This window comes from Brevundimonas vesicularis (genome assembly GCF_027886425.1).
Taxonomy (GTDB): Bacteria; Pseudomonadota; Alphaproteobacteria; order Caulobacterales; family Caulobacteraceae; genus Brevundimonas; species Brevundimonas vesicularis_C.
This window is the reverse complement of sequence record NZ_CP115671.1, coordinates 1,656,181-1,682,730: the sequence shown is the minus strand read 5'-3', so window position 1 is coordinate 1,682,730 and position 26,550 is coordinate 1,656,181. Positions and strand designations below refer to the sequence as shown.

Annotated in this window: 27 protein-coding genes; 8 read left to right on the top strand and 19 right to left on the bottom strand. The window is 66.5% G+C overall.

The genetic code is table 11. From position 1 onward, the window contains the following. Window positions 1-19: 19 nt before the first annotated feature. The 4 genes from PFY01_RS08430 to serS form a co-directional block, all read right to left on the bottom strand. Window positions 20-1,096 carry a peptidoglycan DD-metalloendopeptidase family protein gene (locus PFY01_RS08430; protein WP_271043045.1) on the bottom strand — a complete coding sequence of 359 codons (1,077 nt, stop codon included), beginning with the start codon at window positions 1,094-1,096 and terminating at the stop codon, window positions 20-22. Window positions 1,097-1,255: 159 nt separating this feature from the next. Beyond that, window positions 1,256-1,900: a protein-L-isoaspartate(D-aspartate) O-methyltransferase gene (locus tag PFY01_RS08425; protein WP_045810751.1), complete on the bottom strand. Its 645-nt coding sequence runs from the start codon at window positions 1,898-1,900 to the stop codon at window positions 1,256-1,258. Further along, window positions 1,897-2,691: a 5'/3'-nucleotidase SurE gene (gene surE / locus PFY01_RS08420; protein ID WP_271040963.1), complete on the bottom strand. Its 795-nt coding sequence runs from the start codon at window positions 2,689-2,691 to the stop codon at window positions 1,897-1,899. The genes PFY01_RS08425 and surE overlap by 4 nt, the downstream gene beginning before the upstream one ends. Continuing rightward, window positions 2,691-4,202, bottom strand: coding sequence for a serine--tRNA ligase (gene serS, locus PFY01_RS08415; RefSeq protein WP_271040962.1), 1,512 nt, complete (start codon window positions 4,200-4,202; stop codon window positions 2,691-2,693). Before serS ends, surE begins: the two co-directional genes overlap by 1 nt. 773 nt (window positions 4,203-4,975) lie before the next feature. Between serS and PFY01_RS08410 the strand changes: the two genes are divergently transcribed. Then, complete coding sequence (locus PFY01_RS08410) at window positions 4,976-6,727, top strand: patatin-like phospholipase family protein (RefSeq protein ID WP_271040961.1); 1,752 nt, start codon at window positions 4,976-4,978, stop codon at window positions 6,725-6,727. On the opposite strand, the gene PFY01_RS08405 is transcribed toward PFY01_RS08410, so the two are convergent. Both PFY01_RS08405 and PFY01_RS08400 read right to left on the bottom strand, forming a co-directional pair. After that, complete coding sequence (locus PFY01_RS08405; protein ID WP_271040960.1) at window positions 6,724-8,529, bottom strand: aminopeptidase P family protein; 1,806 nt, start codon at window positions 8,527-8,529, stop codon at window positions 6,724-6,726. The genes PFY01_RS08410 and PFY01_RS08405 overlap by 4 nt on opposite strands. A 9-nt stretch (window positions 8,530-8,538) precedes the next feature. Further along, complete coding sequence (locus tag PFY01_RS08400) at window positions 8,539-9,402, bottom strand: 50S ribosomal protein L11 methyltransferase (protein ID WP_271040959.1); 864 nt, start codon at window positions 9,400-9,402, stop codon at window positions 8,539-8,541. A gap of 184 nt (window positions 9,403-9,586) precedes the next feature. Between PFY01_RS08400 and PFY01_RS08395 the strand changes: the two genes are divergently transcribed. From PFY01_RS08395 to PFY01_RS08380, 4 genes are all read left to right on the top strand, one after another. Then, window positions 9,587-10,186 carry a hypothetical protein gene (locus tag PFY01_RS08395; RefSeq protein WP_271040958.1) on the top strand — a complete coding sequence of 200 codons (600 nt, stop codon included), beginning with the start codon at window positions 9,587-9,589 and terminating at the stop codon, window positions 10,184-10,186. A gap of 245 nt (window positions 10,187-10,431) precedes the next feature. Further along, entirely contained in the window at window positions 10,432-11,997 is a 1,566-nt protein-coding gene (locus tag PFY01_RS08390; RefSeq protein WP_271040957.1) for a DEAD/DEAH box helicase, read from the top strand. 110 nt (window positions 11,998-12,107) lie between these two features. Continuing rightward, window positions 12,108-13,157, top strand: coding sequence for a GGDEF domain-containing protein (locus PFY01_RS08385; protein WP_271040956.1), 1,050 nt, complete (start codon window positions 12,108-12,110; stop codon window positions 13,155-13,157). 37 nt (window positions 13,158-13,194) lie between these two features. After that, window positions 13,195-13,947, top strand: coding sequence for a lysophospholipid acyltransferase family protein (locus PFY01_RS08380; protein ID WP_271040955.1), 753 nt, complete (start codon window positions 13,195-13,197; stop codon window positions 13,945-13,947). Here the strand turns inward: PFY01_RS08380 and PFY01_RS08375 are convergent. The 10 genes from PFY01_RS08375 to PFY01_RS08330 are packed head-to-tail and all read right to left on the bottom strand — an operon-like array spanning window position 13,940 to window position 21,414. Continuing rightward, window positions 13,940-14,299: a TfoX/Sxy family protein gene (locus tag PFY01_RS08375; RefSeq protein ID WP_271040954.1), complete on the bottom strand. Its 360-nt coding sequence runs from the start codon at window positions 14,297-14,299 to the stop codon at window positions 13,940-13,942. The genes PFY01_RS08380 and PFY01_RS08375 overlap by 8 nt on opposite strands. 15 nt (window positions 14,300-14,314) lie before the next feature. Further along, window positions 14,315-14,704: a HesB/IscA family protein gene (locus tag PFY01_RS08370; protein WP_055753478.1), complete on the bottom strand. Its 390-nt coding sequence runs from the start codon at window positions 14,702-14,704 to the stop codon at window positions 14,315-14,317. Between the two features lie 13 nt (window positions 14,705-14,717). Next, window positions 14,718-15,107, bottom strand: coding sequence for an SUF system Fe-S cluster assembly protein (locus PFY01_RS08365; protein WP_017504008.1), 390 nt, complete (start codon window positions 15,105-15,107; stop codon window positions 14,718-14,720). A gap of 4 nt (window positions 15,108-15,111) precedes the next feature. After that, window positions 15,112-16,350, bottom strand: coding sequence for an aminotransferase class V-fold PLP-dependent enzyme (locus PFY01_RS08360; protein ID WP_271040953.1), 1,239 nt, complete (start codon window positions 16,348-16,350; stop codon window positions 15,112-15,114). Continuing rightward, complete coding sequence (sufD, locus tag PFY01_RS08355; protein ID WP_271040952.1) at window positions 16,329-17,351, bottom strand: Fe-S cluster assembly protein SufD; 1,023 nt, start codon at window positions 17,349-17,351, stop codon at window positions 16,329-16,331. Before sufD ends, PFY01_RS08360 begins: the two co-directional genes overlap by 22 nt. After that, window positions 17,348-18,097 carry a Fe-S cluster assembly ATPase SufC gene (gene sufC / locus PFY01_RS08350; RefSeq protein WP_271040951.1) on the bottom strand — a complete coding sequence of 250 codons (750 nt, stop codon included), beginning with the start codon at window positions 18,095-18,097 and terminating at the stop codon, window positions 17,348-17,350. The genes sufD and sufC overlap by 4 nt, the downstream gene beginning before the upstream one ends. A 5-nt stretch (window positions 18,098-18,102) precedes the next feature. Then, window positions 18,103-18,336 carry a hypothetical protein gene (locus tag PFY01_RS08345; RefSeq protein ID WP_153922749.1) on the bottom strand — a complete coding sequence of 78 codons (234 nt, stop codon included), beginning with the start codon at window positions 18,334-18,336 and terminating at the stop codon, window positions 18,103-18,105. Then, window positions 18,333-19,799, bottom strand: a complete 1,467-nt coding sequence (gene sufB / locus PFY01_RS08340) for a Fe-S cluster assembly protein SufB (protein WP_271040950.1) — start codon at window positions 19,797-19,799, stop codon at window positions 18,333-18,335. Before sufB ends, PFY01_RS08345 begins: the two co-directional genes overlap by 4 nt. Next, window positions 19,799-20,938 carry a cysteine desulfurase family protein gene (locus PFY01_RS08335; RefSeq protein ID WP_271040949.1) on the bottom strand — a complete coding sequence of 380 codons (1,140 nt, stop codon included), beginning with the start codon at window positions 20,936-20,938 and terminating at the stop codon, window positions 19,799-19,801. Before PFY01_RS08335 ends, sufB begins: the two co-directional genes overlap by 1 nt. Beyond that, a complete protein-coding gene (locus PFY01_RS08330) occupies window positions 20,935-21,414 on the bottom strand; it encodes an Rrf2 family transcriptional regulator (protein WP_055753471.1) in 480 nt (159 codons plus the stop codon). Before PFY01_RS08330 ends, PFY01_RS08335 begins: the two co-directional genes overlap by 4 nt. A 158-nt stretch (window positions 21,415-21,572) precedes the next feature. On the opposite strand from PFY01_RS08330, the gene PFY01_RS08325 reads away from it, so the two are divergent. From PFY01_RS08325 to PFY01_RS08315, 3 genes are all read left to right on the top strand, one after another. Beyond that, on the top strand, window positions 21,573-22,223 hold the full coding sequence (locus PFY01_RS08325; RefSeq protein WP_017504016.1) for an alpha/beta hydrolase: 651 nt from the start codon (window positions 21,573-21,575) through the stop codon (window positions 22,221-22,223). An 85-nt stretch (window positions 22,224-22,308) separates the two neighbouring features. Continuing rightward, window positions 22,309-23,121, top strand: a complete 813-nt coding sequence (locus PFY01_RS08320; RefSeq protein WP_271040948.1) for a transporter — start codon at window positions 22,309-22,311, stop codon at window positions 23,119-23,121. Between the two features lie 20 nt (window positions 23,122-23,141). After that, the gene (locus PFY01_RS08315; RefSeq protein WP_271040947.1) at window positions 23,142-23,417 is read left to right on the top strand and encodes a YdeI/OmpD-associated family protein; all 276 of its coding nucleotides are present in this window, start codon (window positions 23,142-23,144) and stop codon (window positions 23,415-23,417) included. A 4-nt stretch (window positions 23,418-23,421) separates the two neighbouring features. Here the strand turns inward: PFY01_RS08315 and ahpF are convergent, their stop codons facing one another. From ahpF to PFY01_RS08300, 3 genes are all read right to left on the bottom strand, one after another. Beyond that, on the bottom strand, window positions 23,422-25,011 hold the full coding sequence (ahpF, locus tag PFY01_RS08310; protein ID WP_271040946.1) for an alkyl hydroperoxide reductase subunit F: 1,590 nt from the start codon (window positions 25,009-25,011) through the stop codon (window positions 23,422-23,424). Between the two features lie 142 nt (window positions 25,012-25,153). After that, a complete protein-coding gene (ahpC, locus tag PFY01_RS08305) occupies window positions 25,154-25,717 on the bottom strand; it encodes an alkyl hydroperoxide reductase subunit C (protein ID WP_017504020.1) in 564 nt (187 codons plus the stop codon). Window positions 25,718-25,815: 98 nt separating this feature from the next. Beyond that, a complete protein-coding gene (locus PFY01_RS08300; protein ID WP_271040945.1) occupies window positions 25,816-26,505 on the bottom strand; it encodes a DUF6624 domain-containing protein in 690 nt (229 codons plus the stop codon). Window positions 26,506-26,550: the final 45 nt, after the last annotated feature.

Below are 26,550 nucleotides of genomic sequence, written 5' to 3'. Positions count from 1 at the left end.
TTGCAACGCGGCGAAAGCGCTACCTGGGCAACACTGTCAAAGGATCGACGGCGACCGGATCGTCGCCGCGCATCTGACGGGTCTCGAAGTGGATCGAGGGGCGTCCGTCGCCGGCCGTCAGACCCACGGTGCCGATCTGCTGGCCGGCGCGCACGTCGTCGCCGTCCTTGACCGTCGCCGAACCCAGATGGCCATAGACCGTGCGCCAGCCGTTGGCGTGCACGATCAGCACCGTAAGCCCCTGCCCCACCAGATCGCTGCCGACATAGGCCACACGCCCTGCCGCAGAGGCGCTGACCGGCGCGCCGGCCGAGGCGCCGATGTTGATGCCGTTGTTCCGCTCGCCCATGCCGACCGGGCCGAACCGCCGCACGATGTCGCCGCGCACTGGCCACAGCAGGTTTGGCTGACCGGTGACGGCGCCAGCGTTGGTCTGTTCGATAGGGCGCGTCTGGACCGGCAGAGCTGCATTGCCCGAGGGCGGCGGCGGGGGCGGCGGCACGGAGCCATTGTTGGGCACCAGGACGCCGACGGGCGAGGCGCCGGTCGCGTAAGGATCGCGGCCGGTATCCACCGCCGCTTCAGGCAGTATGATTCGCTGGCCCGTCGTGATCGCCCCGCGCGGCCCCAGGCCATTCAGATCGATCAGTGTCTGCACCGGCGTCTGGAAGCGGCGTCCCACGCCCGAGATCGTGTCGCCCGGTTGGATCACATAGGCCGCGCCCGGACGCACCGGGGCCGACGACGACGGATAGGATGGTGGCGTATAGGCGGGCGGCTGCGACGCCGGCGGCTGGTAGGCCGGTTGGCTCGGACCGACATTGACCGTCGGCGGTAAGGCCCCGCCGTCCACCTGACCGATCGGCGCCGTCGCGGGCGGCGGCGATTCATAGGGGGCGGGACGATAGGGCTGGTTCGAATTCTGGCCGGCGTTCGGATAGGTCGGCTGCTGCGGGTAGGCACCCTGCCCCGGACCATAGGCCGGCGCCGGGTTCGCATGCGTCGAATAGCGCGGCTCCGAAGGATAGCTGATGCAGGCCGCCGTGCTCAACGCCGCCCCCGCGACCAGAACCGCTCTCATCCAGCCCGAAATCATCGCCACCGGCTGCTCCCATTCGTGGTTAAACTCGCCCGCCCGGTGTGCCCGCTCGCGCCCCATAAGCCAACCCCGCAAACCGCACGGAATTGGGGCGCGAAGATTAACGGCTCAAACAGCGAGCAACCCGGTCGCGAGCGATAGCCAGCAAAAAGGAGCCTATCCCTCCTTCGCCGTCCCCTCGACCAGGGGCACGAAACGCACTTCCGTCAGACTTTCGCGGTGGAACGACCCGTCGCCCTGCCCGACGTAGCGATGCAGCATCTGCACCGACGTGCGTCCCACAGGCGCGACCAGCACCCCGTTCGGCTTCAGCTGTTTCAGCAGTTCGGTCGGCTCGGTCGGCGAGGCGGCCGTGACCATGATCCGGTCGAAGGGCGCCTGTTCGGCCCAGCCCAGGCCGCCGTCGCCGTGCTTGGTGATGACGTTCTCGATCTTCAGCACCCGCAGTCGCGCTTCGGCCTCGACCAGCAGACTGCGATACCGCTCCACCGAATAGACATAGCGCGCCAGCCGGCTCAGCACCGCGCACTGGTATCCGCTGCCGGTGCCGATCTCCAAAACCCGATGACGCGCCTGCACCTCCAGCGCCTGGGTCATCAGTCCGACGATATAGGGCTGGCTGATCGTCTGGGCGCAGTCGATCGGCAGGGCCTGATCCTCCCACGCCTGATCCAGGAACTTCTCATGCACGAAGACCGCGCGGTCGATGCTCTCCATCGCCTTCAGCACGCGCGGGTCCGTGACCCCCTGCTGCCGCAGCGACAGGATCAGCCGCCCGGCCCGGTCGTCGTGCAGATTCATGCAGCGGTCGCCACGCTCTTCGGCGGCGCCCCGCCCAGCACCTTCTTCAGGTCATGCACGCTGGTCATGTGCGTCAGGTCGATATGCAGCGGCGTGACCGAGATCCGCCCCTCCTCGATGGCCCGCAGGTCCGTGCCCTCGGCATGCTCCTGCTTTTCACCCCGGAAGCTCATCCAGTAATAGTCCCGTCCGCGCAGGTCCGTGCGCCGCACCGCGTGCATCTCGCCGACGTTGCGGAAGCCCTGGGTCGTCACCTCGACCTGATCGACCGCTTCGGGCGGCCGGTTGGGGAAGTTCAGGTTCATCACCACCCCGTTCGCCCATTTCTGCTCCAGCAGGCGGCTGATGATCGCAGGCGCGAAGGCCTCAGCCGTCTCCCAATGCGCGACCACCTCGTCGTGGAACCGCTCCAGGCTCTGGCTCAGGGCGATGGAGCGGATGCCGAACGCCATCCCCTGCAAGGCGCCCGCCACTGTGCCGGAATAGCTGACGTCCTCGCCTATATTGTGCCCGCGATTGACGCCCGACAGGACCAGATCGGGCTTCTCCGGCATCAGGTCATTGACCGCCAGCACGACGCAGTCGGTCGGCGTTCCCGTCACGGCGAACCGCTTCTCGCCCAGGTTCAGCACCCGCAGCGGCTCGGTCAGGGTGATCCCCCGCCCCTTGCCCGACTGTTCGACGGCGGGCGCGCACACCCACACGTCGTCGCTCAGCGTGCGCGCGATCCGCTCGAGGCATTCCAGACCTTCGGCCTCGATGCCGTCGTCGTTGGTCAGAAGAATACGCATCAGCCGCCCACGACCTGCAGACCGCCCATATAGGGCTGCAACACCGCCGGCACGGCGATCCGCCCGTCGTCTCGCTGATAGTTTTCCATGATCGCCACAAGCGTCCGGCCGACCGCCAGGCCAGAGCCGTTCAGCGTATGGACGAACTCGGTCTTCTTCTCGCCGGCGCGCTTAAACCGCGCATCCATGCGCCGCGCCTGGAAGTCCCCGCAGTTCGAGCAGCTGCTGATCTCGCGATAGGTCCCCTGGCTGGGCAGCCAGACCTCCAGGTCGAAGGTCTTCTGCGCCGAAAAGCCCATGTCGCCCTTGCACAGCAGCATCCGCCGGAACGGCAGCTCCAGCGCCTTCAGCACCGCCTCCGCACAGGCCGTCATCCGCTCGTGCTCGGCGTCTGAGTCCTCCGGCCGCGCGATGGACACCATCTCGACCTTCGAGAACTGGTGCTGGCGGATCAGCCCGCGCGTATCGCGCCCCGCCGACCCCGCCTCGGCCCGGAAGCACGGCGTCAACGCCGTCATCCGCATCGGCGTGGTGAGGTCGTCCTCAGACAGGATGGTCTCGCGCACGAGATTGGTCAGGGAGACTTCGGCGGTAGGGATGAGCCAGCGACGCCCCTCAATACCCTGCACGTGGGCCCGTTCCAGGGCATCTAGGAGCTGATAAACTTCCGCTTCCAGCAGATCGTCGAAACCGAGTTGGTCCAGACGCGCCCATAACCCCCAGTCTTCTTGCGACAATGAACCTGGTCGGACAGAAAACTGCTTGTGAGCCAGAAAATTGCGTAGCTCTTTCAAGTCGCGAGACAAGTTTTCGCGCTTCGGCGGCTTGCGAACTTCAGTAGGATAAAACAGGTCCTCGCCAAACTTTGGCAACTGACCCGTTCCAAACATGGATTCGTCATTTACCAGAAGCGGCGGGTTTACCTCCAGATACCCGTGCTGATCCGTCTGCATATCCAGCATGAACTGGCCCACGGCCCGTTCCAGCCGCGCCAGCTGCCCCTTCAGCACTGCGAACCGCGCGCCCGACATCTTCGCCGCCGCCTCGAAGTCCAGCATGTCCAGGGCCTCGCCCAGGTCGGCGTGGTCCTTGGCCGGACCGATGCGACGCGGCTCGCCCCAGGTCGAGACCTCGACATTGCCCGCCTCGTCCTCACCGTCCGGCACATCCTCGGCCGCCAGGTTTTTCTGCGCCGCCAGCAGGTCGCGCAGCTCCTTGCCGACACGCGCTTCGACCTCGGCCGCCGCCGCGATATCGCCTTTCAGCGCCTCGACCTCGGCTTTCAGCCTATCGGCCTCGCCCATGTCCTTACGCCCCATCGCAGCGCCGATCAGCTTGGAGGCCGCATTGCGCTTGGCCAGGGCGTCCTGCCCCGTCGTCTGGGCGTGACGCAGTTCGCCGTCCAGCCGCAGGATGTCCGCCACCAGCCCATCGGCCTCGTCCACCCCGCGCGACGACCAGCCCGCCACGTAAACCTGGGGGTTCTCGCGAATGGCTCTGATGTCGTGCATGGTCTGAAACTTCGGCTGGGCGGGAGAAGCCGAACGCTCTACCCGCCCACGCGGAATCGGGCAACGCGAGAAGCTCGCACCATCGTCTCCTCCCCCACTTGTGGGGAGGGGGACCGCGAAGCGGTGAAGGGGTTCTTGACGCCGCTTAGGCGCCGGGATGCGCTGAAGAGCCCCTCCGTCTCTCCGCTACGCTTCGAGCCACCTCCCCCTGACATGGGGAGGAGACAATGCTCAGCCAGCGCAATGCCGCTGGTCCCTCCCAAACGATTTCAACCGCTTGCCGATTTATGTCCCCCGTCTCCCATCCAAGGGGTCAAACGGCCGCATAATGCACCCGTCTCGTCGCATGGAGGGCTCGCCTGGCCTGCGACCTTGCGGCGGCGAGAGCGGAGGGAACGGGAGCGATGGTGAAACTCCATCGCGGCGCCGGGGCTGATCGGTCGGGGAATCGCCCCGACGCCCGCAGTCGCGTCGCAGGGTCGAGGGGGATACTCGGCCGCACCGGGGATTGGGGATCGCTGCTCCGACCCGCCCGTCGCAGGCTTATGGGGTTAGGCGATAAGACCGCCACCGCTCGGCGCCCCGAGCTTGCAGGCCAACCCCCCGCGCCGAGCGTCACACCCTTCGTCGAAACGGTAATCTCTAATCACACTCCGGGCGAAGGCCCGACGCTCCGCCCAGCCCTCCGAACTTCGCTGCGATCGCGCGAAGGCGCCGTCGCACGTCCAAACATCCCAATTCACCCGCTTGAGAATCGCGCCTACAAACGGATCATGGCCACGCTTCGCCCCGACACGCTGGCGACCTCGCTCGCGCGAATTTTCGAAGGTCGCATGGTCGACCGGGCCAGCTGGTTTGCGCTGACCGGCGGCGAGCCGCTGTTCACCGAGGGCGATCCGGCCGACACCCTTTATCTGGTTCGCTCCGGCCGTCTGGGCGTGTTTCGGATGGAGGCGGATCAGCCGCCGCACATGCTGGGCGTGGTCAAGGCGGGCGAGCCGGTGGGCGAGATGGCCATGCTGGCCGGCACGCCGCACACCGCCACCGTCGTCGCCCTGCGGGACAGCGAGATCCTGGCCCTGCCGCGCGAAGCCTTCTTCGAGGCCGCCCGCACCGAACCGGACCTGATGGTCGAGCTGTCGCGGCTGATGATCCACCGCGCCCGCGAACGCACCGCCGGCGCGTCCGAGCCCAGCGTCTTCGGCTTCGTCTCTGCCCGCCCCCGCCCCATCCGCGCCTTCGTCGAACGCATCGCCGCCGCCATCCAGGCCATGGGCTTCACCTGTCAGGTCATCGACCAGTCGGCCCTGGCCTCGGCGTCCGAATGGTTCAGCCGGGTGGAGGGCGACCACGACTACGTCCTCTATGTCGCCGAACAGGATCAGCCCGCCTGGGCCAGCCTGTGCGCGCGTCAGGTAGACCGGATGTTCATCGTCGGCAGCGGCCTGCTGGCGCCGCCGTCCGCCGTGCCGCGCCGCCAAGGCTTCGGCGACGGCCGCCGCCTGACCGACCTGATCCTGCTGCGCGATCCGCGCATGCATCATCCGGCCAACACCCGCGTCTGGCTGGATGCGATACAGCCCGATCGCTGGTTCCATTGCATGGAGGGCGTGGCCTCGGACGCCGAGCGCATCGCCCGCGTCGTCACCGGCACGGCGGTCGGCCTGGTCCTGTCGGGCGGAGGCGCGCGGGCCTATTGCCACATTGGCGCGATCAGGGCCCTGGAAGAGACCAAGGTGCCCATCGACTTCGCAGGCGGCGCCTCCATGGGCGCGGTCGTCGCCGCCGGCCCGGCCCTGGGCTGGTCATTCGAACGGCTGGATTTCGAGATTCGGCGCGCCTTCGTCGAGTCCGACCCGCTGTCGGACCTCGCGGTGCCGATCATCGCCATGTCCCGCGCCCGAAAGGTCGCCCGTCTGCTGGAACAGGCTTACGGCGACATCGATCTGGCGGACCTGGCCCTGCCTTTCTTCGCCGTCTCTTCGAACCTGACCTCGGGCCGGATCGAGGCGCACCGCACCGGCCTGATGCGTCGGGCCATGCGCGCCTCCATCGCCATTCCCGGCGTCCTGCCGCCGGTCGTCATGGACGGTCAGGTGCTGGTGGACGGCGCCGTGCTGAAGAATTTCCCCACCAGCGTGATGCGTCAACTGAACAGCGGCCCCATCATCGGCGTGGACATGTCCCAAACGCGCGGCGTCGATCCCCAGGCGCTGGAGAATCCGCCGTCCTGGTGGAAATGGGTCCTGTCCGGAGCCTGGAAGGCCGGCCCGCCCATCGTCTCGATCCTGATGCGCTCGGCCACCATTACCACCGACGCCGAGATGACCCAGTCGCGCGCCGACGCCGACGTCCTGATCCTGCCCCAGGTCGCCGGCAGCGATATTCGCGACTGGAAGACCTACGACGGCCCCGTCGCCATCGGCTACGAGGCGACAAAGGCGGCGCTCGCCGACCTTGCCTGCCCCGTCACCCAGATGCGCCACTGCCCCAGCGCGCCCCCGGCGCCTTCACCCGCCCCTTAAAGCGGCGCGCAGGCCCGCTTCAGCCAGTCCAGCGCCTCGCCATCCATCAACGGCCCGACCTTGGCCAGCGTTTCGGCGTGGTAGGCGTCGACATAGGCCCGCTCGCCCGGCGTCAGCATCTCGACCGCGATCAGCTTGCGGTCGATCGGCGCGAACGTCAGCTGCTCGAACCCGTGCATGGGCCGCTCGCCGCCCTCGGGGACCTCGGCGGGCGTCACGACCTGCAGGGTCTCGATGCGGATGCCCCAGTGGCCTTCGCGGTAATAGCCGGGCTCGTTGGACAGGATCATCCCTTCCAGCAGCGGCTGGGACGTGCCCCATTTCGCGATCCTCTGCGGCCCCTCGTGGACCCCCAGATAGCTGCCGACGCCGTGGCCGGTGCCGTGATCGTAATCCAGCCCCGCCGCCCACATCGGCGCCCTTGCAATGGCGTCCAGCGCCATCCCGCTGGTCCCGGACGGGAAACGGATCGTCGCCATGGCGATATGCGCCTTCAGCACCAGGGTGAACTTGTGGCGCTGATCTTCGCTCGGTTCGCCCACCGCCATGGTGCGGGTCACATCGGTCGTGCCGTCCAGATACTGACCGCCGCCGTCCACCAGCAGCAGCGAGCCATTCTCGACCTTGCGAATGCTGGCGCCCACCGGCTTGTAATGCGGCAAGGCCCCGTTCGGCCCGGCGCCGGCGATGGTGTCGAAACTCAGGTCCTTCAGCGCCCCGGTCTCCTCGCGGAACCGCTCCAGCGCCTCGACCACTTCGCGCTCGTCCGGCAGGGTCTCCTGCACCACGGTGTCGACCCAGTGCAGGAACCGGCTCAGCGCCGCCCCGTCGCGAATGTGCGCCTGACGGCTGCCCTCGATCTCCACCGCATTCTTGGCCGCCCGGGGAATGGCGCAAGGGTCCATCGCGCGCACCACCGTCGCGCCTGCCGCGTCCAGCCGGTCGAAATACCAGGCCGAGGACAGCGACGGATCGATCATGACCTTCTGGCCCGACAGCCCGTCCAGCGCAGCCGCCAGCTGCTCGGTCGCCTCGATGCGGACATCGTCGCCCAGCCAGCCCGGCAGCGCATTCGTGACCTTGGCCGGGTCCAGGAACAGCCGCGCCTGTCCGTCCGCCGCCAGAATGGCCTGACCGATCGGCAGAGGCGAACGGATCACGTCCCCGCCGCGCACATTGAACAGCCAGGCGATCGACATCGGCGCCGTCAGCACCACCGCGTCTGCGCCGGCGTCCGCCACGGCCTTGCCGATCCGCGCCCGCTTGGAGGCATGGCTCTCGCCGGAATAGACATCCTCGTGCGGCACGACCGGCGCCGTCGGCTGGGCCGGACGATCGGCGCCCCAGGCCAGGTCCAGCGGATTGGCGTCCACGGCGCGCAACTCGGCCCCCGCCTTCTGCGCCGCCGCCTTCAGGACGACCAGGGCATCCGGGCTGTGCAGACGCGGATCGTAACCGATCACCGCCTCCTTCGCCGCCGTCTCAAGATAGGCCGCCACGTCATTGAGGTCGCGTCGCTCGAACAGAGCCGGATCGGTCTGGGCCTTGACTTGAACGGTGTAGCGACCGTCGGTGAACATGCTGGCGCGATCCTGAAACACCACCGCCGCCCCGGCCGAGCCGGTGAAGCCGGTCGCCCAGGCCAGGCGCTCATTGGCGTCCGGCAGATACTCGTTCTGATGCTCGTCCTCATGGGGGATCAGAAACCCGTCCAGCCCCTGCTTGGCCATTTCGGCGCGCAGCAGCGGCAGGTGTTTGGCCCCGAAGGACGGGTCGGTCGTCTCGTCGAAAGTCTGGCGCATGATCGATCCTCAGCCCTTGCGCAGTTGCAGGGCGCTCCAGGCGTCGTGATGGATAGTCTGCTCGACCGTGAAGCCCAGCGGCAGATAAGCCTCCAGCACCCGCTCCTCCTGCGTGCGCAGCAGGCCCGACAGGATCGCGACCCCGCCGCTCTTCAGCGCCGCCCCGATCTCGGGCGCCAGATGCACCAGCGGCGCGGCCAGGATGTTGGCGAACACCAGATCATACGGCTGATGCTGGGCGATGCGCGGATCGCTGAGACCATCGGCGAAATAGAAGTCGCACTTGGCCTCGTTGATCTCGGCGTTCTCATTGGCGATCCGGGCCGAGGGCTCGTCGATGTCGGTTCCGACCGCGATGGGCGAGCCCGTCTTGGCCGCCGCGATCGCCAGCACGCCCGTGCCGCAGCCGACGTCCAGCACCTTCTCGAAGCGTTCGGTCTCCAGCAGCTTGTCGAACGCCTCCAGGCAGCCGACCGTCGTGCCATGGTGGCCCGTGCCGAATGCGGCGCCGGCGTCGATCTTCAGCGTGACGCGGCCCTCGGGCACCTTGCCCTGATCGTGCGCGCCATAGACGAAGAACCGTCCGGCCTCGACCGGCGGCAGACCCGACAGCGACATGGCCAGCCAGTCGGCGTCCGCCAGCTTCTCGACCAGCACCGTCACCGGATAGCCCGCCAGCACCGCCTTCAGCCCCTCGACCTCTTCGTCCGTCGTGGGAAAGGCGTCGATGCGCCAGACGTCGTTGTCCTCGTCCTCTTCCAGGATGGAATAGGTCGCGCCTTCCAGCCGCGGATCGGCGTCTACGGCCTCTGCTGCGGCCTCTGCCGCGGCGCGCGGGCCACGTGCGATTATCTGAAGTGCGGACTCGGACATTTTTCAAACACCGGTAATATGGCGAATCGTAGCGATCCGGTGCTGAACGCCCGTCGCCGCCGCGTTTTTATCAAACCGAGGGGTCGGGGAATACATGGCCAAGTCACCGTCTACGTCTAAACCAGCGTCGCCAAAGCCGGCGACCGCCGCTTCCAAGCCTAAAGCCGCGCCGAAGTCGAGCGCCGTGAAGACCGCCGCCGAGAAAACCGCTGCGCCCAAGGCTGCGGCAAAGCCGGCAGCCGCTGCGCCGAAGCCCGCTGCCGCCAAGACTGTCCCGCCCAAGGCTGCGGCGCCCAAAACCGCCGCCCCCAAGCCCGCCGCTAAGCCGGTCGCCGCCAAGGCCGCAGCCAAGCCGAAACCCGCCCCTGCCCCCAATGCTGCTCCGAAAGCCGCGCCCAAGGCTGCTGCACCCAAACCCGCCGCCGCCAAGACGGCAGTGAAGTCTGCAGCTCCGAAAGCGGCCGCCCCGAAGGCGACGGCGGCAAAGCCTGCAGCGGCGAAACCTGCTGCCCCCAAGGCCGCCGCTTCGAAACCCGCCGCCGCCCCGAAGGCCGCACCTGCCGCCAAGCCGGCCGCAGCTGCGCCCAAGCCTGCGGAACCCGTCGCCGCGCCCAAGCCTGCCGCCACCCCTGCACCCGCCGCTGCCCCCGCCGCTGCGGCGTCCGCCCCTACGCAGGCTCAGGCTCCCAAGCCGGTCGAAGCACCCAAGCCGGCGCCCGCCGCCAAGCCCGAGGAAAAGGGCTTCTTAGCCAAACTGGGAGATATGATCTTCGGCAAGCGCTGATCGCACTTCCTCTCTGATCCAGCAGATCGCCGGACGGCTCGCCCGTCCGGCGATTTTCGTTTGCAGGCTGCGATTTACGGCCTGCGGCCGGCTGAGCGAAAAACCAGGAATACTTGACTTCTGCGCAGGGGCTTCTATATGCGCCCCAGCCTCGGGACAGGTCTGCGATCCGCGCCGCCCGCTCGCCCAAAGAGGGGCGGTTCCGTCGCTGCTATGCACGCAGACGCTTTCTCTCCCAAGGATTCATGACCGAATTTTCCCAACTGGGCCTTTCGCCCACGACCCTTCAGGCCGTCGCCGACACCGGCTACACGACCGCCACGCCCATTCAGGAACAGGCGATCCCCGTCGCCCTCGCCGGACGTGATGTTCTGGGCATCGCCCAGACCGGCACCGGCAAGACCGCCGCCTTCACCCTGCCCCTGGTCGATCGCCTGTCCACCGGCCGCGCCCGCGCCCGTATGCCGCGCGCCATTGTCCTGGCGCCGACCCGCGAACTGGCCGACCAGGTCGCCGAGAGCTTCGCCAAATACGCCAAGGGCACCAAGCTCAGCTGGGTCCTGCTGATCGGAGGCGTCTCCATGGGCGACCAGGTTGCGGCGCTGAACAAGGGCGTCGACGTCCTGATCGCCACGCCCGGCCGCCTGCTCGACCTGTTCGAACGCGGCAAGATGCTGCTGACTGGCGTCGAGATCATGGTCGTCGACGAGGCCGACCGGATGCTGGACATGGGCTTCATCCCCGACATCGAGCGCATTTTCAAACTGACGCCGCCGCGCCGCCAGACCCTGTTCTTCTCGGCGACCATGCCGCCGGAGATCACGCGCCTGACGACCGCCTTCCTCAAGGATCCGACCCGGATCGAGGCCTCGCGTCCGGCGATGACCGCCGACACCATCACCCAGTACATCGTCCGCATCCCGACCTCGGACCCCAAGGCCAAGCGGACCGCTCTGCGCGCCCTGGTCGGTCGGGAGGACGTGCGCAACGGCATCGTCTTCTGCAATCGCAAATCCGAAGTCGATATCGTCGCCAAGTCGCTTAAGGCCCACGGCTTCGACGCTGCCCCGATCCACGGCGACCTGGATCAGTCGCACCGGATGAAGACCCTGGCGGATTTCCGCTCGGGCGCGCTGAAGATTTTGGTCGCCTCGGATGTCGCCGCGCGCGGCCTGGATATCCCCGACGTCAGCCACGTCTTCAACTACGACGTCTCGCACCACGCCGACGACTACGTCCACCGCATCGGCCGCACCGGCCGCGCCGGCAAGCTGGGCCAGGCCTTCATGATCGTGACCCCGGCCGACGACAAGTCGCTGGATAAGGTGCTGAAGCTGATCAAGAAGGATCCGGAAGAGCTGGTTCTTGAAGGCATCGACTTCGCCGCCATTAAAGACGGCCCGCGCCGCGACGACAAACGCTCGGGCGAACGCGGTCGCAGCCGGTCGCGCACCAGCACGGCGCCCACGCCATCCTCCGAGCCTGTCGACATCGCCCCCGTCACCGCCGCGCCATCGTCTCAGGAGGCCGAGGCGCCCCGCAGCCGCAGCCGCCGCAAGGCCCGCCCCGAGACGCGGGTCGAAGTTGCGGCTCCCGTCGCCGCCGCAATCGATGCGCAGCCGATCGTCGAGCCTGTTGAGACCGCTCACGCCGCGCGCCCCGACCGTGCAGACCGTGAACCGCAGTTGCTGCAATCCGATCGCCGCGGTGACCGCAAGGCCGACAAGAGCGATACTCAGCGCCAGGGCGTGCGTGGCTTCGGCGACGACATCCCCGCCTTCCTGCGCCGGCCCGTCGTCATCCGCGCCTGAACTCGTACACAACGGCGCGGTGAAACGCCGCGTCGTTTACCCTGCATTACGGAACATCCCGTAGTATGCGCCCCGACACAGCTCCAGAACAGGGGCCCAGGGGAACAAGAATGTCGAAAAAGGTCGAGACGGCGCTGAGAGCTCCTCAAGCCTATGATTTGGCGCGCAACGTCATCGGCGAAATGGAAAAGGCCGGCGTGTGGCCCACGCCGCTGAACTTCGAGCTTTGGCTGCACTACATCAGCGATCCCGACGGCCCCCTGGCCCAGGAAATCCGCCGTCTGCTGGCGCAGTCCGCCGTTATCACTGACAAGACGTCCGAAATGCTGGCCGCCGAGTTCCTGCCGCGCGGTCGCCTGCCGGATCAGATCCGCGACGTCGGCGCCGTGCTGGACCGCGAATTGGCCAGCGTCGCCAGCGCCATCGCTATGGCGCACAAGACCCAGCACGACTATGGCGAGACCCTCGCCGACGCCTCGCAGTGCATGGAAACCGTCGATGATCCGTCCTCGCTGAAGGATCTGGTCGGCGGCCTGTCGACCGCAACCAACCGCGTACGACGTGAAACGGCGATCCTTGAAAAGCGTCTGGAAAAGTCCAACAAGGAAGTCATCCGCCTGCGCGAAAACCTGGAACAGGTGCGCCGCGACGCCATGACCGACGCGCTGACCAATCTGGCCAACCGCAAGGCCTTTGATGAACGGCTTGAGGCCGCCTGCGCCGAGGATGATGGCGCGCCGCTCAGCCTGGCCATCCTGGACATCGACCATTTCAAACGGTTCAACGACACCTGGGGCCACCAGACCGGCGACCAGGTCCTGCGCTATGTCTCCACCGTCCTGTCCAACATCTGCGGCAAGACCCGATTCGCCGCCCGGTTCGGCGGCGAAGAGTTCGCCATCATCTTCCCTGGTGAAGGCGCCGGCGTCGTGATGGCGGCGCTGGAGAGCATCCGCAACGACGTAGCTTCACGCGCGCTGCGCCGTCGCTCGACCAACGACGACCTGGGCTCAGTCACGGTCTCTGCCGGCTTCGCCCAGCGTCGAAAGGGCGAAACCGCCGCCAGCCTGCTGGAACGCGCGGACGCCGCCCTGTACGAATCCAAACGCGCGGGCCGAAACTGCGTCACGCCGGCGTCATCGCTCGAAAAGGCGGCTTAGGGTCTGACAAGGCCAAGCTTTCTGCCATAGTCGTCCCATGCGCAGCTTCGCCTTCAATGTCGCCTACTGGATCCTGTCGATCGGCTATGGGCTGACCGCCGCCTTCGCCGCGCTGGCGCCCGGGCGCGGCCCGGCCAGTTGGGTCATCCGTCGCTATGTGAAACGCATGGTCCAGGCCATGTCGATCTTCGCCGGCATCAAGCTGAACGTTCACGGCAAGGATCGACTGCCCCCGGGCGCCTTCATCATTGCCTCCAAACATCAAAGCTGGGGCGACGGCTTTGCGACCTACGATCAGTTCGACGACATCGCCTTCGTCACCGGCGACCACCTGGAAAAGTTTCCCCTGCTGGGCGGCGTGCTGAAGAAACTGGGCGCCATCGTTGTCAACTCCTGCGGCGGCCACGAAGCCCGCAAGGCCCTGGCCATGCGCGCCGCGGAGGCCCGCGCCGAAAACCGCAAGATCCTGATCTATCCCGAGGGCCATCTCGCGCCCGTCGGCAAGAAGTTCAAATACCGCTCCGGCGTCTGGCACATGTACCGCGACTTCGACGTGCCGGTCGTGCCGCTCGCCACCAACCTCGGCCTCTTCTGGCCAGAGGAAAAGTACGAAAAACACCCCGGCACAGCGACGCTGGATTTCCTCGACCCGATCCCCGTCGGCCTGCCCAAAGAGGAATTCCTGGCTCGCCTCGAAGCCGTCATCGAGACCCGCACCGCCGAACTCGTCGCCCAGGCCAAGGGTCAACCCGTGACGCCAGCCGTGCTGATCGACACACCGACTAAGTAACGGGCTTCGGCTTCTTCCCCGACGCCTTCCTCACCGCCACGTCCAGCGACCGCCTCGCCCAGGCGACGGCTTCGTCGGGGTCATCGAGAGCCGTTTCAGGCAGGGTCCAGTAGCCCATGCTCATCGTGCGGCCGTCCTTGGTCGGATAGGTGAACTGACGCGAGCCGGCCTCGACGAAGGCCGCGCCCAGCGCTTCGTCGCCCTTCAGCCAGACCACGCCGTCGTCCAGCAGGGCGAACATGACGCCAGCGGCATAGACCCCCGCCCCGCCGAACATGCGCTTGATCTCCAGGCGGCCGAGCGCGTGGAAATGCTCGCGAACCCATTCGCCGAAGTCCGCGTCATAAGCCATCAGACCGGACCCCTCTCAGTCGGCGGCGACCGGCACGATGGTCACGCTCTCGCCGCAGCCGCAGGCGTCGGTCTGGTTCGGATTGTTGAACACGAACTTGGACGCCAGGCGCGTCGTCTCATAGTCGATCTCGGTGCCGATCAGGAACAGCACGGCCCGAGGCTCGATCAGAATGGTGACGCCCTTGTCCTCGACCACCTCGTCCATGGGCCCGATCTCGTCGGCATAAGCGAAGGTGTACTCCTGCCCGGCGCACCCACCGTTCTTGACGCCGATCCTCAGGCCGATGTGATCGTTCTCGGCATTGTCCAGGATCTCACGCACCCGTTCGGCGGCCGCGTCCGTCAGGGTGACGGCTTTGGGGCGCGGGCGGCGCGGACGCGATGTGGCTTGAAGCTCGGTCATCAGAACATATCCATCAGAACATGTTCAGGGCCAGCTTGGCCTCGTCGCTCATCTTGGAAGCGTCCCACGGCGGATCAAACACCAGATTGGCCTTGGCGCTGCGCACGCCCTCGACCTTTTCCACCGCCGTCTCCACCCAGCCCGGCATTTCGCCGGCGACCGGACAGCCCGGCGCCGTCAGCGTCATGTCCACCACCACATCGCGGTCATCGTTCACGTCCACGCGGTAGATCAGGCCCAGCTCATAGATGTCGACCGGGATTTCCGGGTCATAGACAGACTTCAGCGCCTCGATCAGCTGATCGGTCAGGGTGTCCAGCTCGGCCTGCGACAGGGCGCTTTTCTGAGGTTCGTCCCAAGCGTCCTTGAAGGCGTCGCTGTCTTGAATCGGTTGATCTGTCATCGGCTTACACGAAGAAGTTCCGCGCCTTGATCAGCGCATCCACGAAGGCGTCGGCATCCTCCACGGTGTTATATAGGGCGAAGGAGGCGCGGGTGCTCGACGTCACCCCCATTCTTTTCGCCAGCGGCTCGGCGCAGTGCAGACCCGCGCGCACCGCGACTCCGTAACGGTCCATGATCTGGGCGACATCATGTGCGTGCGCGCCCTCGACGGCGAAGGTCAGGATCGCGCCCTTGCCTTCGGCCTCGCCCAGAATCCGCAGCCAGGTCTGACCCTGAAGTCGGTCAACAGCGTGCTGATAAAGGGCATGCTCATGCGCCTGTACGGCCGCCCGATCGTATTGCGCCAGCCATTCCAAGGCCGCGCCCAGGCCGATGGCCTCCAGGATCGGGGGCGTCCCCGCCTCGAACCGGTGAGGCGGCCGGGCATAGGTCACGCGGTCCTGCTCGACCGTCTCGATCATCTCGCCCCCGCCCTGATAGGGCGGCAGCGCCTCCAGCGCCTCGGCCTTGCCGTACAGGGCGCCGATGCCGGTGGGCGCAAACAGCTTGTGCCCGGTCAGGACGTAGAAGTCGCAGCCGATGGCTTGAACGTCCGGCGTCGCATGGACCGCCCCCTGGCACCCGTCGATCAGCACCTGCGCCCCCGCCGCATGGGCCAGGCGGCTGATCTCGGCGACCGGATTGATGGTTCCCAGCACGTTGGACATGTGGGTGACCGCCACCATCCGCGTCCTGGGCCCCAGCAGGTCGGCATAGGTCGCCATGTCCAGCGAGCCGTCGTCCTTGACCGGGATCCACTTGATCACCGCCCCGCGCCGTTCACGTAGCAGATGCCAGGGCACGATGTTGGAATGATGCTCCATCTCCGAGACGATGATCTCGTCGCCCGGCTCGATCGACAGCCCAAGCCCGTTGGCGACCAGATTGATCGCCTCGGTCCCGCCCTTGGTCCAGACCACCTGTTCGGCGCTTTCGGCGTTCAGGAAGCGGGCGACGATCTCGCGCGCCTTTTCGAAGGCTTCGGTCGCCTCGTTCGACAGGGTGTGCAGGCCCCGGTGGACGTTGGCGTAGCCGCCCTCCATCGTCGCCACCAGTGCGTCGATCACCGCGCGCGGCTTCTGCGCCGAGGCCGCATTGTCCAGATAGACCAGCGGCTTGCCGTTCACCTGACGCGACAGGATCGGGAACTGCGCCCGCACGGCAAAGGGATCGAAGGTGTTCACAACCGCGCCGTCAGCCATTCCCGCGCCACCTCTCTCGCGCCCTCATGCTCGATCCGGTCGATGACCTCGATCAGGAAGGCCTGGGTCAGCAGGGCGCGGGCTTCGTCGGCCGGAATCCCGCGCTGCTGCATGTAGAACAGGGCGCTCTCGTCCAGCGTCCCCACGGTGTTGCCGTGCGCGCACTGCACGTCGTCGGCGTAGATGATCAGTTCTGGTTTGGCGTCGATCTCGGCCCGCTCGCTGGCGATCAGGGCGTGATGGCCCATCCGCGCATCGGTGCCGTCGGCGCCGCGCTCGACCACGATCTTGCCCTGGAAGACGCCGCGCGCCGTATCGCGGGCCACGCCCTTGATCAGTTGCGAGGTCGCGCCGTCATGCTCGACGTGGCGCACCACGCTGGTCAGGTCAGTATGGCGCGATCCGTTCAGCAGATACAGGCCGTCGGCCTGCACATTCGCGCCCTGCGCATAGTGGGTGATGCGCGTCTCGATCCGCTGCAGCTTGGCGCCGGTCGTGACGATAGTCTGGCGATAGATGCCGCCCGCCTCGACCTTCACATGGGCCTCGGCGATGGAGATGGCGTCTTCCGGCTCCTCGACCAGGACGACGCGCGTCACCTCGGCCCCGGCCGCCACGTCCAGTTCCAGCGTATTGTGCGCGACGTAGGCCGAGCCCGCGCCCTCGTGCGTTTCCAGCAGCAGCAGCTTGGCGCCGGCGCGCGCCGACACCCGCGCGCTGGCCGTGTGGCCCGTGCCGACGGCGTCCGACACATAGCGCAGCCGCAGCGTCCGCTCGCCCGAGGCGATGAAGTCGGTCACGCCCACGGCGCGCCCGTTGGCGAAGACGATCGCCTCCCCGCCCAGATCATAAAACGGTCCCGGCGGCCCGACCTCGGCCGTGCCGGACGGCTCCGGCGCGGCGCGAAGATAGCGCTTCAGGTCGCTGTATTTCCACGCCTCCGTCCGTCGCGACGGATAGGTTTCGGCGTCGGTCAGGTCGAGGGCGAAGACCGCGCTCATGCAGCTTGCGGCAGATACTTATCGTACCCTTCCGCCTCCAGCTCCAGCGCCAATTCCGGCCCGCCCGACGCCACGATCCGACCCCCGGCCAGCACATGCACCCGGTCCGGTTTGATATAGTCGAGCAGGCGCTGATAGTGGGTGATGACCAGCATGGCGCGGTCGGGACGACGCAGCGCGTTGACCCCCTCCGACACGATGCGCAGGGCGTCGATGTCCAGGCCGGAATCGGTCTCGTCCAGGATCAGCAGCGACGGCTCCAGCAGAGCCATCTGCAGGATTTCCATCCGCTTCTTCTCGCCGCCGGAGAAGCCGACGTTCAGCGGCCGCTTCAGCATGTCGAAGTCCATCTTCAGCGCCTTGGACGCCTCGCGAACCAGCTTCAGGAAAGCGGGCGCCGCCACCTCCTCCTCGCCCCGCGCGCGCTTTTGCGCATTCAGCGCCGTCCGCACGAAGGTCAGGGCCGGCACGCCGGGGATTTCGATCGGATACTGGAACGACAGGAAGACGCCCTTGGCCGCCCGTTCGGCCGGGTCCAGCGCCAGCATGTCCTCGCCCGCCCATTCGACAGATCCTTCCGTCGCCTCATAGCCCGGCCGTCCCGACAGGGCATAGCCCAGCGTCGACTTGCCGGCCCCGTTCGGCCCCATGATGGCGTGCACCTCGCCGGCCGGAACGTCGAGCGTCAGCCCCTTGAGGATCGGCTTGTCGCCAACGGAGACGTGGAGGTCGTTGATGGAAAGCATGGTTCTCACAGGTCCGAACGAGTGGACACAAAGCCGTTGTAAGCGATGATCAAAATGGCCAATGCGCCGAGGATGATCTGGCCGAGGGTCTTTTGCCCATTGAAAAGCAAGGCGAGGCCGGTTGCGCCAAGAGTAAGGAAAACGCCGAGGCCTATAAAACCAAAACGACGCGCCTTCGGTCCCTTGGAGTAAAAGCCGGTTAGCCGACGATTGAAAAAGCGCTGGTGGAAGCTGGTCACCCCACGCTCCCCTCAAGGCTGATCGCCACCAGCTTCTGCGCCTCGACGGCGAACTCCATCGGCAGCTTCTGCATCACGTCGCGGACGAAGCCGTTGACCAGAAGGGCCACCGCCTCCTCCTGCGAAAGCCCGCGTTGTTGGGCGTAGAACATCTGGTCGTCGGACAGGCGCGTCGTCGTCGCCTCGTGCTCCAGTTGGGCCGAGCCGTTGCGCGCCTCGATATAGGGGATGGTGTGCGAGCCGCACTCCTTGCCGATCAGCAGGCTGTCGCACTGGGTGAAGTTGCGAACGCCCGTCGCCTTCGGATGCACCGAGACCAGACCGCGATAGGTCGAATCCGACCGTCCCGCCGACACCGCCTTGGCGATGATCCGCGACTTCGAATTCTTGCCCAGGTGGATCATCTTGGTGCCGGTGTCGGCCTGCTGATGTCCGTTGGTGATGGCGATGGAATAGAACTCGCCGGAGCTTTCTTCGCCCTTCAGGACGCAGGACGGATATTTCCAGGTGACGGCCGAGCCGGTCTCGACCTGTGTCCACGACACCTTGGACCGATCACCCCGGCAGTCGGCGCGCTTTGTCACGAAGTTGTAGATGCCGCCCTTGCCCTCGGCGTCGCCCGGATACCAGTTCTGGACCGTCGAATATTTCACCTCGGCGTCGTCCAGCGCGACGATTTCGACCACGGCCGCATGCAGCTGGTTCTCGTCGCGCATCGGCGCGGTGCAGCCTTCCAGATAGGAAACATAAGCCCCCTTGTCGGCGATGATCAGGGTCCGCTCGAACTGGCCTGTCTGGCTGGCGTTGATGCGGAAATAGGTCGACAGCTCCATCGGACATTTCACGCCCGGCGGGATGTAGACGAACGACCCGTCCGAAAAGACCGCGCTGTTCAGCGCTGCGAAATAATTGTCCGAGACCGGCACCACCGACCCCAGGTATTGCCGCACCAGATCAGGATATTCGCGCAAGGCCTCGGAAATCGGCATGAAAATCACGCCGACCTTTGCCAGTTCTTCCTTGAAGGTCGTGACCACCGACACGCTGTCGAACACGGCGTCAACGGCGACCTTGGGCGCGCCCTGAACCCCGGCCAGCACCTCCTGCTCTTTCAGCGGGATGCCCAGCTTCTTGTAGATTTCCAGGATCTCGGGATCGACCTCGTCCAGCGACTTGGGCCCCTCCTTCGCCTTGGGCGCCGCATAGTAGAACAGGTCCTGGTAATCAACGGGCTCGTAACGGACCGCCGCCCAGGTCGGCTCCTCCATCGCCAGCCAGCGCTCATAGGCGGCCAGACGCCATTCCAGCATCCACTCCGGCTCGCCCTTCTTTTCGGAAATGAAGCGCACGATCTCGGCGCTCAGCCCCTTGGGCGCATATTCCGTCTCGATATCGGACGTGAAGCCGTGCTCGTACTTCTCCAGCGCGGCGACGGCGTCGATGGTTTCCTTGACGGCGGCCATCAGGCGACCTCTCTCACGCGCTCGGCGGCGCGCGTCTTGTGCTTGTTGTAGGCGGCGACCCAGGCGTCGGCGAACCTTGCCCAGTCGCTCTCGACCGTGCCCCAGCCGCCGGACACGCGAACGCCCCCGGTCGCAAGGCTGTTCAGCCCCATGGCGCTGATGGTCTTGGACGGCTTCACCTTGCCCGATGAACAGGCCGAGCCGGCCGACACCATGACGCCCGTCAGGTCCAGGGTGATCAGCTGCTGCGGACTGTCCCAGCCTTCGACGGCCATGAACAGGGTGTTGGGCAGACGCGCCACGTCGCCGCCGATGATGGTCGCCCCCGCGGCCTTGACCTTCGCCTCGGCCGCATCGCGCCAGGCGACGTGCGAGGCCATCATCTCCAGATCCCGCGCCGCGCAATCGGCCGCGACGCCGAACCCGGCGATGCCCGGGACGTTCTCGGTCCCGGCGCGCAGGCCCCGCTCCTGCCCCGCGCCGTGCAGGATCCGTACGCCCGACAGACCTGCCTTGAAGATCAGGGCGCCCACGCCCTGCGCCCCGCCCAGCTTGTGCGCCGACAGGGTCAGGGTGTCCGCATCCAGCGCGCGCATATCGACCGCGACCTTGCCCGCCGACTGGATCGCATCGACGTGCAGCCAGCCGCCCGCCGCCCGCACCAGAGCCGCCGCCTCGGCGATCGGCTGAATGACGCCGCTTTCGTTGTTCGCATGATGGATGGCGACCACGGACCGGCCCGGATGGCGCAGCGCCTGCGCCAGCCAGTCCAGATCGACCACCCCGTTCGCATCGACCGGCAGCACCTCTACGGCTACGCCCGCATTCGCGGCCGCTTCGGCCACGCAAGGATGCTCGGTCGCCGACACGATCAACCGTTCGCACCCGGCCGCCAGGGCGCTGGCGATGCCCTGAGCATTGGCTTCGGTGCCGCCCGAATTGAACACCACCGCCGTCGGATCGGCCCCGACCAGATCCGCGACCTGCGCCCGCGCGGTCTCGACCCGCGCTCGCGCCCGCCGGCCAGCCGCATGGACCGCCGAGGGATTGCCGTTGTCGGCCAGGGCCCTGGCCATGATCTCCAGCACTTCCGGCCGCACCAGGCCCGAGGCGTTGTAGTCCAGATAGACGCCGGTCATGCCGCGACCCCCACGGCAGAGGGCTCGACGTTGCGCCGACGCTGGCCCGTGCGGTTCATCACCACATCCTCCAGCGACACGCCCGCCAGATAGCGATGGATCTCGTCGCCCAGGTCTTCCCAAAGATTGTGGGTGATGCAGCGCTCGCCGGCCAGCATGCAGCCCTTCGGCGAGCCATGCGCCACGCACCGCGTCGCCCGGATCGGTTCATCCACCGCCAGCACGATCTCGGCGACCACCGTCTCGTGCGCCGCCTTGGCCAGACGGTATCCGCCGCCCGGTCCGCGCACGCTCTTGACCAGTTCGCTCTTCCTCAATCGGGCGAACAACTGCTCCAGATAGCTCAGCGAAATCTCCTGGCGTGCGGCGATCTCGGCCAGCGAAACCGCCCGGATTTCACCGCTCTCGCCGCGTCCGTTCTTCGCCAGATCGGCCATCGCCATCACGGCGTATCGTCCTTTGGTCGACAGACGCATTTCGCACCTTCAAATATTGCGCGCTTTTCGGGGCTCCTGTGCTAGAACCCGCGCCTTCGCAAAGGCGGCGCGCTTGCGGAGGGACTTAGAAAGTCCCACCTCTGCGGTCAAGTATTACGCACTCGCGAAATGACAGTTGAACGGATTCCAGAGCCCCTATGCCTGAAGTCATCCTGCCCGGCGCCTCCGGTCGCATCGAAGGCCGCTATTCCCCGGGCAAGCGCCCGAACGCCCCGATCGCGCTGATCCTGCACCCGCACCCCAAGGCGGGCGGGCATATGAACAACCCGGTCGCGGTCACCCTGCATCAGCTGTTCCAGCAGCGCGGCTTTGCGACCCTGCGCTACAACTCGCGCGGCGTCGGCAAGTCGCAGGGCGAGTTCGATTCGGGCATCGGCGAGCTGGCCGACGCGGCCACCGCCCTCGACTGGCTCCAGGCCAATAATCCCGGCGCCAGCCAGACCTGGGTCGCTGGCTATCAGTTCGGCGCCTACATCGGCATGCAGCTTCTGATGCGTCGCCCCGAGACGGACGGCTTCATCTCGGTCTCGCCGCCGTCGAACATGTATGACTTCAGCTTCCTGGCGCCCTGCCCGGCGTCCGGCCTGTTCCTGCACGGCACGGCCGACACCATCGTACCGCCGGTCGAGGTCGAGCGCGTGGTCAACAAGCTGCGCACCCAAAAGGGCATCATCATCGACTACGAACTGGAAGAGGGCGCCAGCCACTTCTGGCAGGACCACATGAGCGCGGTCGAAACCCGCGTCGGCGCCTATCTGGACAAGCGTCTGGAAGAAAAGCCGGCCTGACATCCGGCTTGTTATTCTGCTCGGCGTCACGGCTGATTAAGGCGCGGGCGGCATGATCGGGCGAGACATCGCTGCGAGATCCGCCATGCGCCAGCCTCTTCTGATCGCCTTGATCGCCTGCCTGGCCTCGCCCACGGCGGTGGCGGCTCAGTCCGCGCCAGAGCGCGAATTCTGCGCCGATCGCCCCGGCAAGGGCACGCCGACCTGCATCCTCGACAAGGGCCGCTGGCAGGTCGAACTCGGCCTGTTCGACGGCGCGCGTCAGACGGACGGCACGACACGGACCGACACTTGGGACGCCGGCGACCTGTTCGTGCGCTATGGCCTGACCGGCCTGACCGAGCTTCAGCTCGGGCTCGCGACCTGGAACCGCGAACGGATCCTCGACCGCGCGACCGGCGACCGTGAGACGGCTAAGGGCGTCGGCGATCTCAGTATCGGCCTGCGCCACTCGCTGAATAACCCTGACGGTTCGGGCCTGTCCGTTGCGATTTCCGGCTTCATCACTGCGCCGACGGGTGCGCGCGATATTCGCGCCGACGGTTTTGAGGGCGGCGTCATCTTGCCGGTCTCCATCCCGCTGAACGACGACTGGACCCTGAGCCTGTCGCCCGAGATCGGCTGGGTCTCGGATGCGGACGGCGACGGCCGCCACGGCGCCTATACGATGGTCGCCGGCGTCGGACGCGGCTTCGGCCAATGGGACTTGGGCGCCGAGGTCTGGATCAGCCGCGACGATGATCCCGTCGCCCCGACCACGCCATCCACCTTCGACCTGACCGCCGTCTGGTCGCCCCCGGCCCTGCCCGACGCCCAGCTGGATTTCGGCCTCAACTTCGGCCTGAACGACGACAGCCCGGATGTGGAGTTCGGCGTCGGTCTCGCACGACGCTTCTAAAGCGCCGTTGCCGACAAGGCTTGTCGCTGCGACAAATGGGCATGGCCGATGCGACCGACATCCCGGGCGGCGTGGTTCACGAACTGCCGGACGACCTGCGCGAGATTTTGGTCGCCGCGCCCGACGCCCTGGCGACCTGGCGCGACATCACGCCCCTGGCCCGCAACGAATGGATCTGCTGGATCGAGTCCGCCAAGAAGGCGGACACCCGGCGCAAACGGCTGGATTGGGGCCGGGCGAGCTTGACCGACGGCAAGCGCCGCCCCTGCTGCTGGCCCGGCTGCCCTCACCGTTAGGCGATCACGCCGGTTCGACCACCGCCTCTTTCGCGGGTTCGGTGCGGATCATGTAGTCGAAGGCCGACAGACCCGCCTTTGACCCCTCGCCCATGGCGATGACGATCTGCTTGTAGGGCACGGTCGTCGCGTCGCCCGCCGCAAAGATGCCCGGCTGCGAGGTCTCGCCGCGGTGATCCACCTCGATCTCGCCGCGCGGGGTCAGGCCCACCGCGCCGTGCAGCCACTCGGTGTTCGGGACCAGCCCGATCTGCACGAAGATGCCTTCCAGATCGACGTCGTGATGGGCGTCGGAGTTGCGGTCCTTGTAGGACAGACCCGTCACCTTCTCGCCGTCGCCATGCACCTGGGTCGTCAGGGCCGAGGTCACGATCCGCACGTTCGGCAGGGTCGCCAGCTTGCGCTGCAGCACCGCATCGGCCCGCAGCTCGCTGTCGTATTCGATCAGGGTCACATGGGCCACGATGCCCGCCAGGTCGATGGCCGCCTCGACGCCGGAGTTACCGCCGCCGATCACCGCCACCCGCTTGCCCTTGAACAGTGGCCCGTCGCAGTGCGGGCAATAGGCCACGCCCTTGTTCTTGTACTGCTCCTCGCCCGGCACGTTCATCTGGCGCCAGCGCGCGCCGGTCGACAGGATGATGGTCCGCGATTTCAGCGATGCGCCGTTCTCCAGCACCACCTCGTGCAGGCCGCCTGGAACCTTGGCCGGGATCAGCTTGGCCGCCTTCTGCAGGTTCATCAGGTCCACTTCGTACTCGCGGACGTGTTGCTCCAGATGGGCCGCCAGCTTGGGCCCCTCGGTGTAGGGCACCGAGACGAAGTTCTCGATCGCCATCGTATCCAGCACCTGTCCGCCGAAGCGTTCGGCGACGACGCCCGTGCGAATGCCCTTGCGCGCCGTATAGATGGCGGCCGCCGCCCCGGCCGGCCCGCCGCCGACCACCAGAACCTCGAACGGATCCTTCGACTTCAGACGCTCGGCCGCGCGGGCTTCGGCGCCGGAATCCAGCTTGGCGACGATCTGCTCCAGCTCCATCCGGCCCTGACCGAACAGTTCGCCGTTCAGGAAGACCGTCGGCACGGCCATGATCTTGCGTTGCTCGACCTCGTCCTTGAACAGGCCGCCCTCGATGGCGACGTGTTTGATGCGCGGATTGATCACGCTCATCAGGTTCAGCGCCTGCACCACGTCCGGGCAGTTCTGACACGACAGCGAGAAATAGGTCTCGAACACATAGTCGCCGTCCAGGTCCCTGACCTGCTGGATCACCTCCTGCGCCGCCTTGGACGGATGGCCGCCGACGTGCAGCAGGGCCAGCACCAGCGAGGTGAACTCGTGACCCAGCGGGATGCCCGCGAACCGAACGCCGATATCCGTACCCTTCCTGCGGATCAAGAAGCTGGGCTGGCGCTCGTCGTCATAGTCGCGGCCCATCTCCACCTTGCCGTGCGAGACCGAGACGATCTCCTCCAGCAGGGTCTTCAGCTCAATCGACTTGGGCCCCGCGCCCAGCGAGGCGACCAGTTCGACGGGATGGACGATGTTCTTGAGGTAGGCTTCGAGCTGGGATTTCAGATTGGCGTCTAGCATCGGATGCTCCTCGAATTTCAGGGTAACGCGCCGCCTTCGAGCCGATCCCGGCGAGGCCTGCGGGATAAGGTCCGCGTCCCGCATTTGGGAGGCGGCCGGGTGGGTCCGACCCGAAGGCCGGACCCGATAGGCGTAGTCAGTCTTAGATCTTGCCGACGAGGTCGAGCGACGGGGCCAGGGTGGCTTCGCCTTCTTCCCACTTGGCCGGGCAGACTTCACCCGGGTGCGAGCGCACATACTGGGCGGCCTTGACCTTGCGCAGCAGTTCAGCGGCGTTGCGGCCGATGCCTTCCGACGTCGTCTCGGTGAACTGGATCACGCCGTCCGGATCGACCAGGAAGGTCGCGCGGTCGGCCAGGCCCACGCCCGGACGCATGGCGTCGAAGTTGTTGGTCACCAGGCCCGACGGGTCGCCCAGCATCGTGTATTCGATCTTGCCGATCGCCGGCGACGAGTCGTGCCAGGCCTTGTGCGAGAAGTGGGTGTCGGTCGACACCGAATAGATCTCGACGCCCAGCTTCTGGAACTCGGCATAGTGATCGGCCAGGTCTTCCAGTTCGGTCGGGCACACGAAGGTGAAGTCAGCCGGATAGAAGAAGAAGATCGCCCACTTGCCCGCGACGTCGGCGTCCGTGACCGTCAGGAATTTGCCGCCCTTATAGGCTTCGGCCGTAAAGGGTTTGATGGTCGTGTTGATGAGGGCCATGCGCAAAATCCAATGCAAGGTGGTTGGGAGGCGCTCTCCCTACCGCACCGCACCAAATAAGCCCAATCACTTATTTGCAGATGCGCAATAGATTTTGGTTATGGCTGCGATTGCTGGGTGCAAGGCGGATAGTCTCGGAACCGCGCCTCGTATCCCGCCAGCGTCCAAGGGAATTTCATCTCACGACGCCATTGTTCGACGCGCTCGGGATCCTCCAGCGTGTCGACTACCCAGCGCCCATTCTTGCAGGTCATCTGCGTACCGTAACGCTGCGGGCGGCCCTCGTTTATCGCCAGCCTGTCGTACATCAGACCATAGCTCTGACCCTCGACTTCGCCCTGCGCGACCAGCGCCTCCAGAACAGGAACGAACCGTCGCCACTTTTCTAAATCGGAATGCTGAATGATCAGGAAGGCGGCGCCGGCTGCACGCTCGCCATAGACTGACTTTTTGAACCATCCTTCCGCCGGAACCATTGTCAAAAGCTCGTCCAGCAAGGCCTTGTCCACCGCGTTGATGTCCGCCCACGCCAAGGTCTCGGCGGTTTGTCGCTCGTCGGCAGGCAGGGCGCTGAAATCCAGCACCGTAAACGCGCGCCTGCCGACCTGATCCAGCGCGCCCATGCGTTCGAGTCGCTCGCGATCTGTCGTTGGTGGCGGCAAGGCGGCCTGCCGCGCCTTTTCGGCTGCGATCGCCTCAGCGACCGACACAACAAGCGCTCTCGCCTCGGCACTCAGGCCGGCTGGCTGCTGCGACAACAGCGCGGCCGCAAGGATCAATCCAATCATGACGCCCCTCCACGATCGAGCCGCGAGGCGATGCCGCCTTCATGG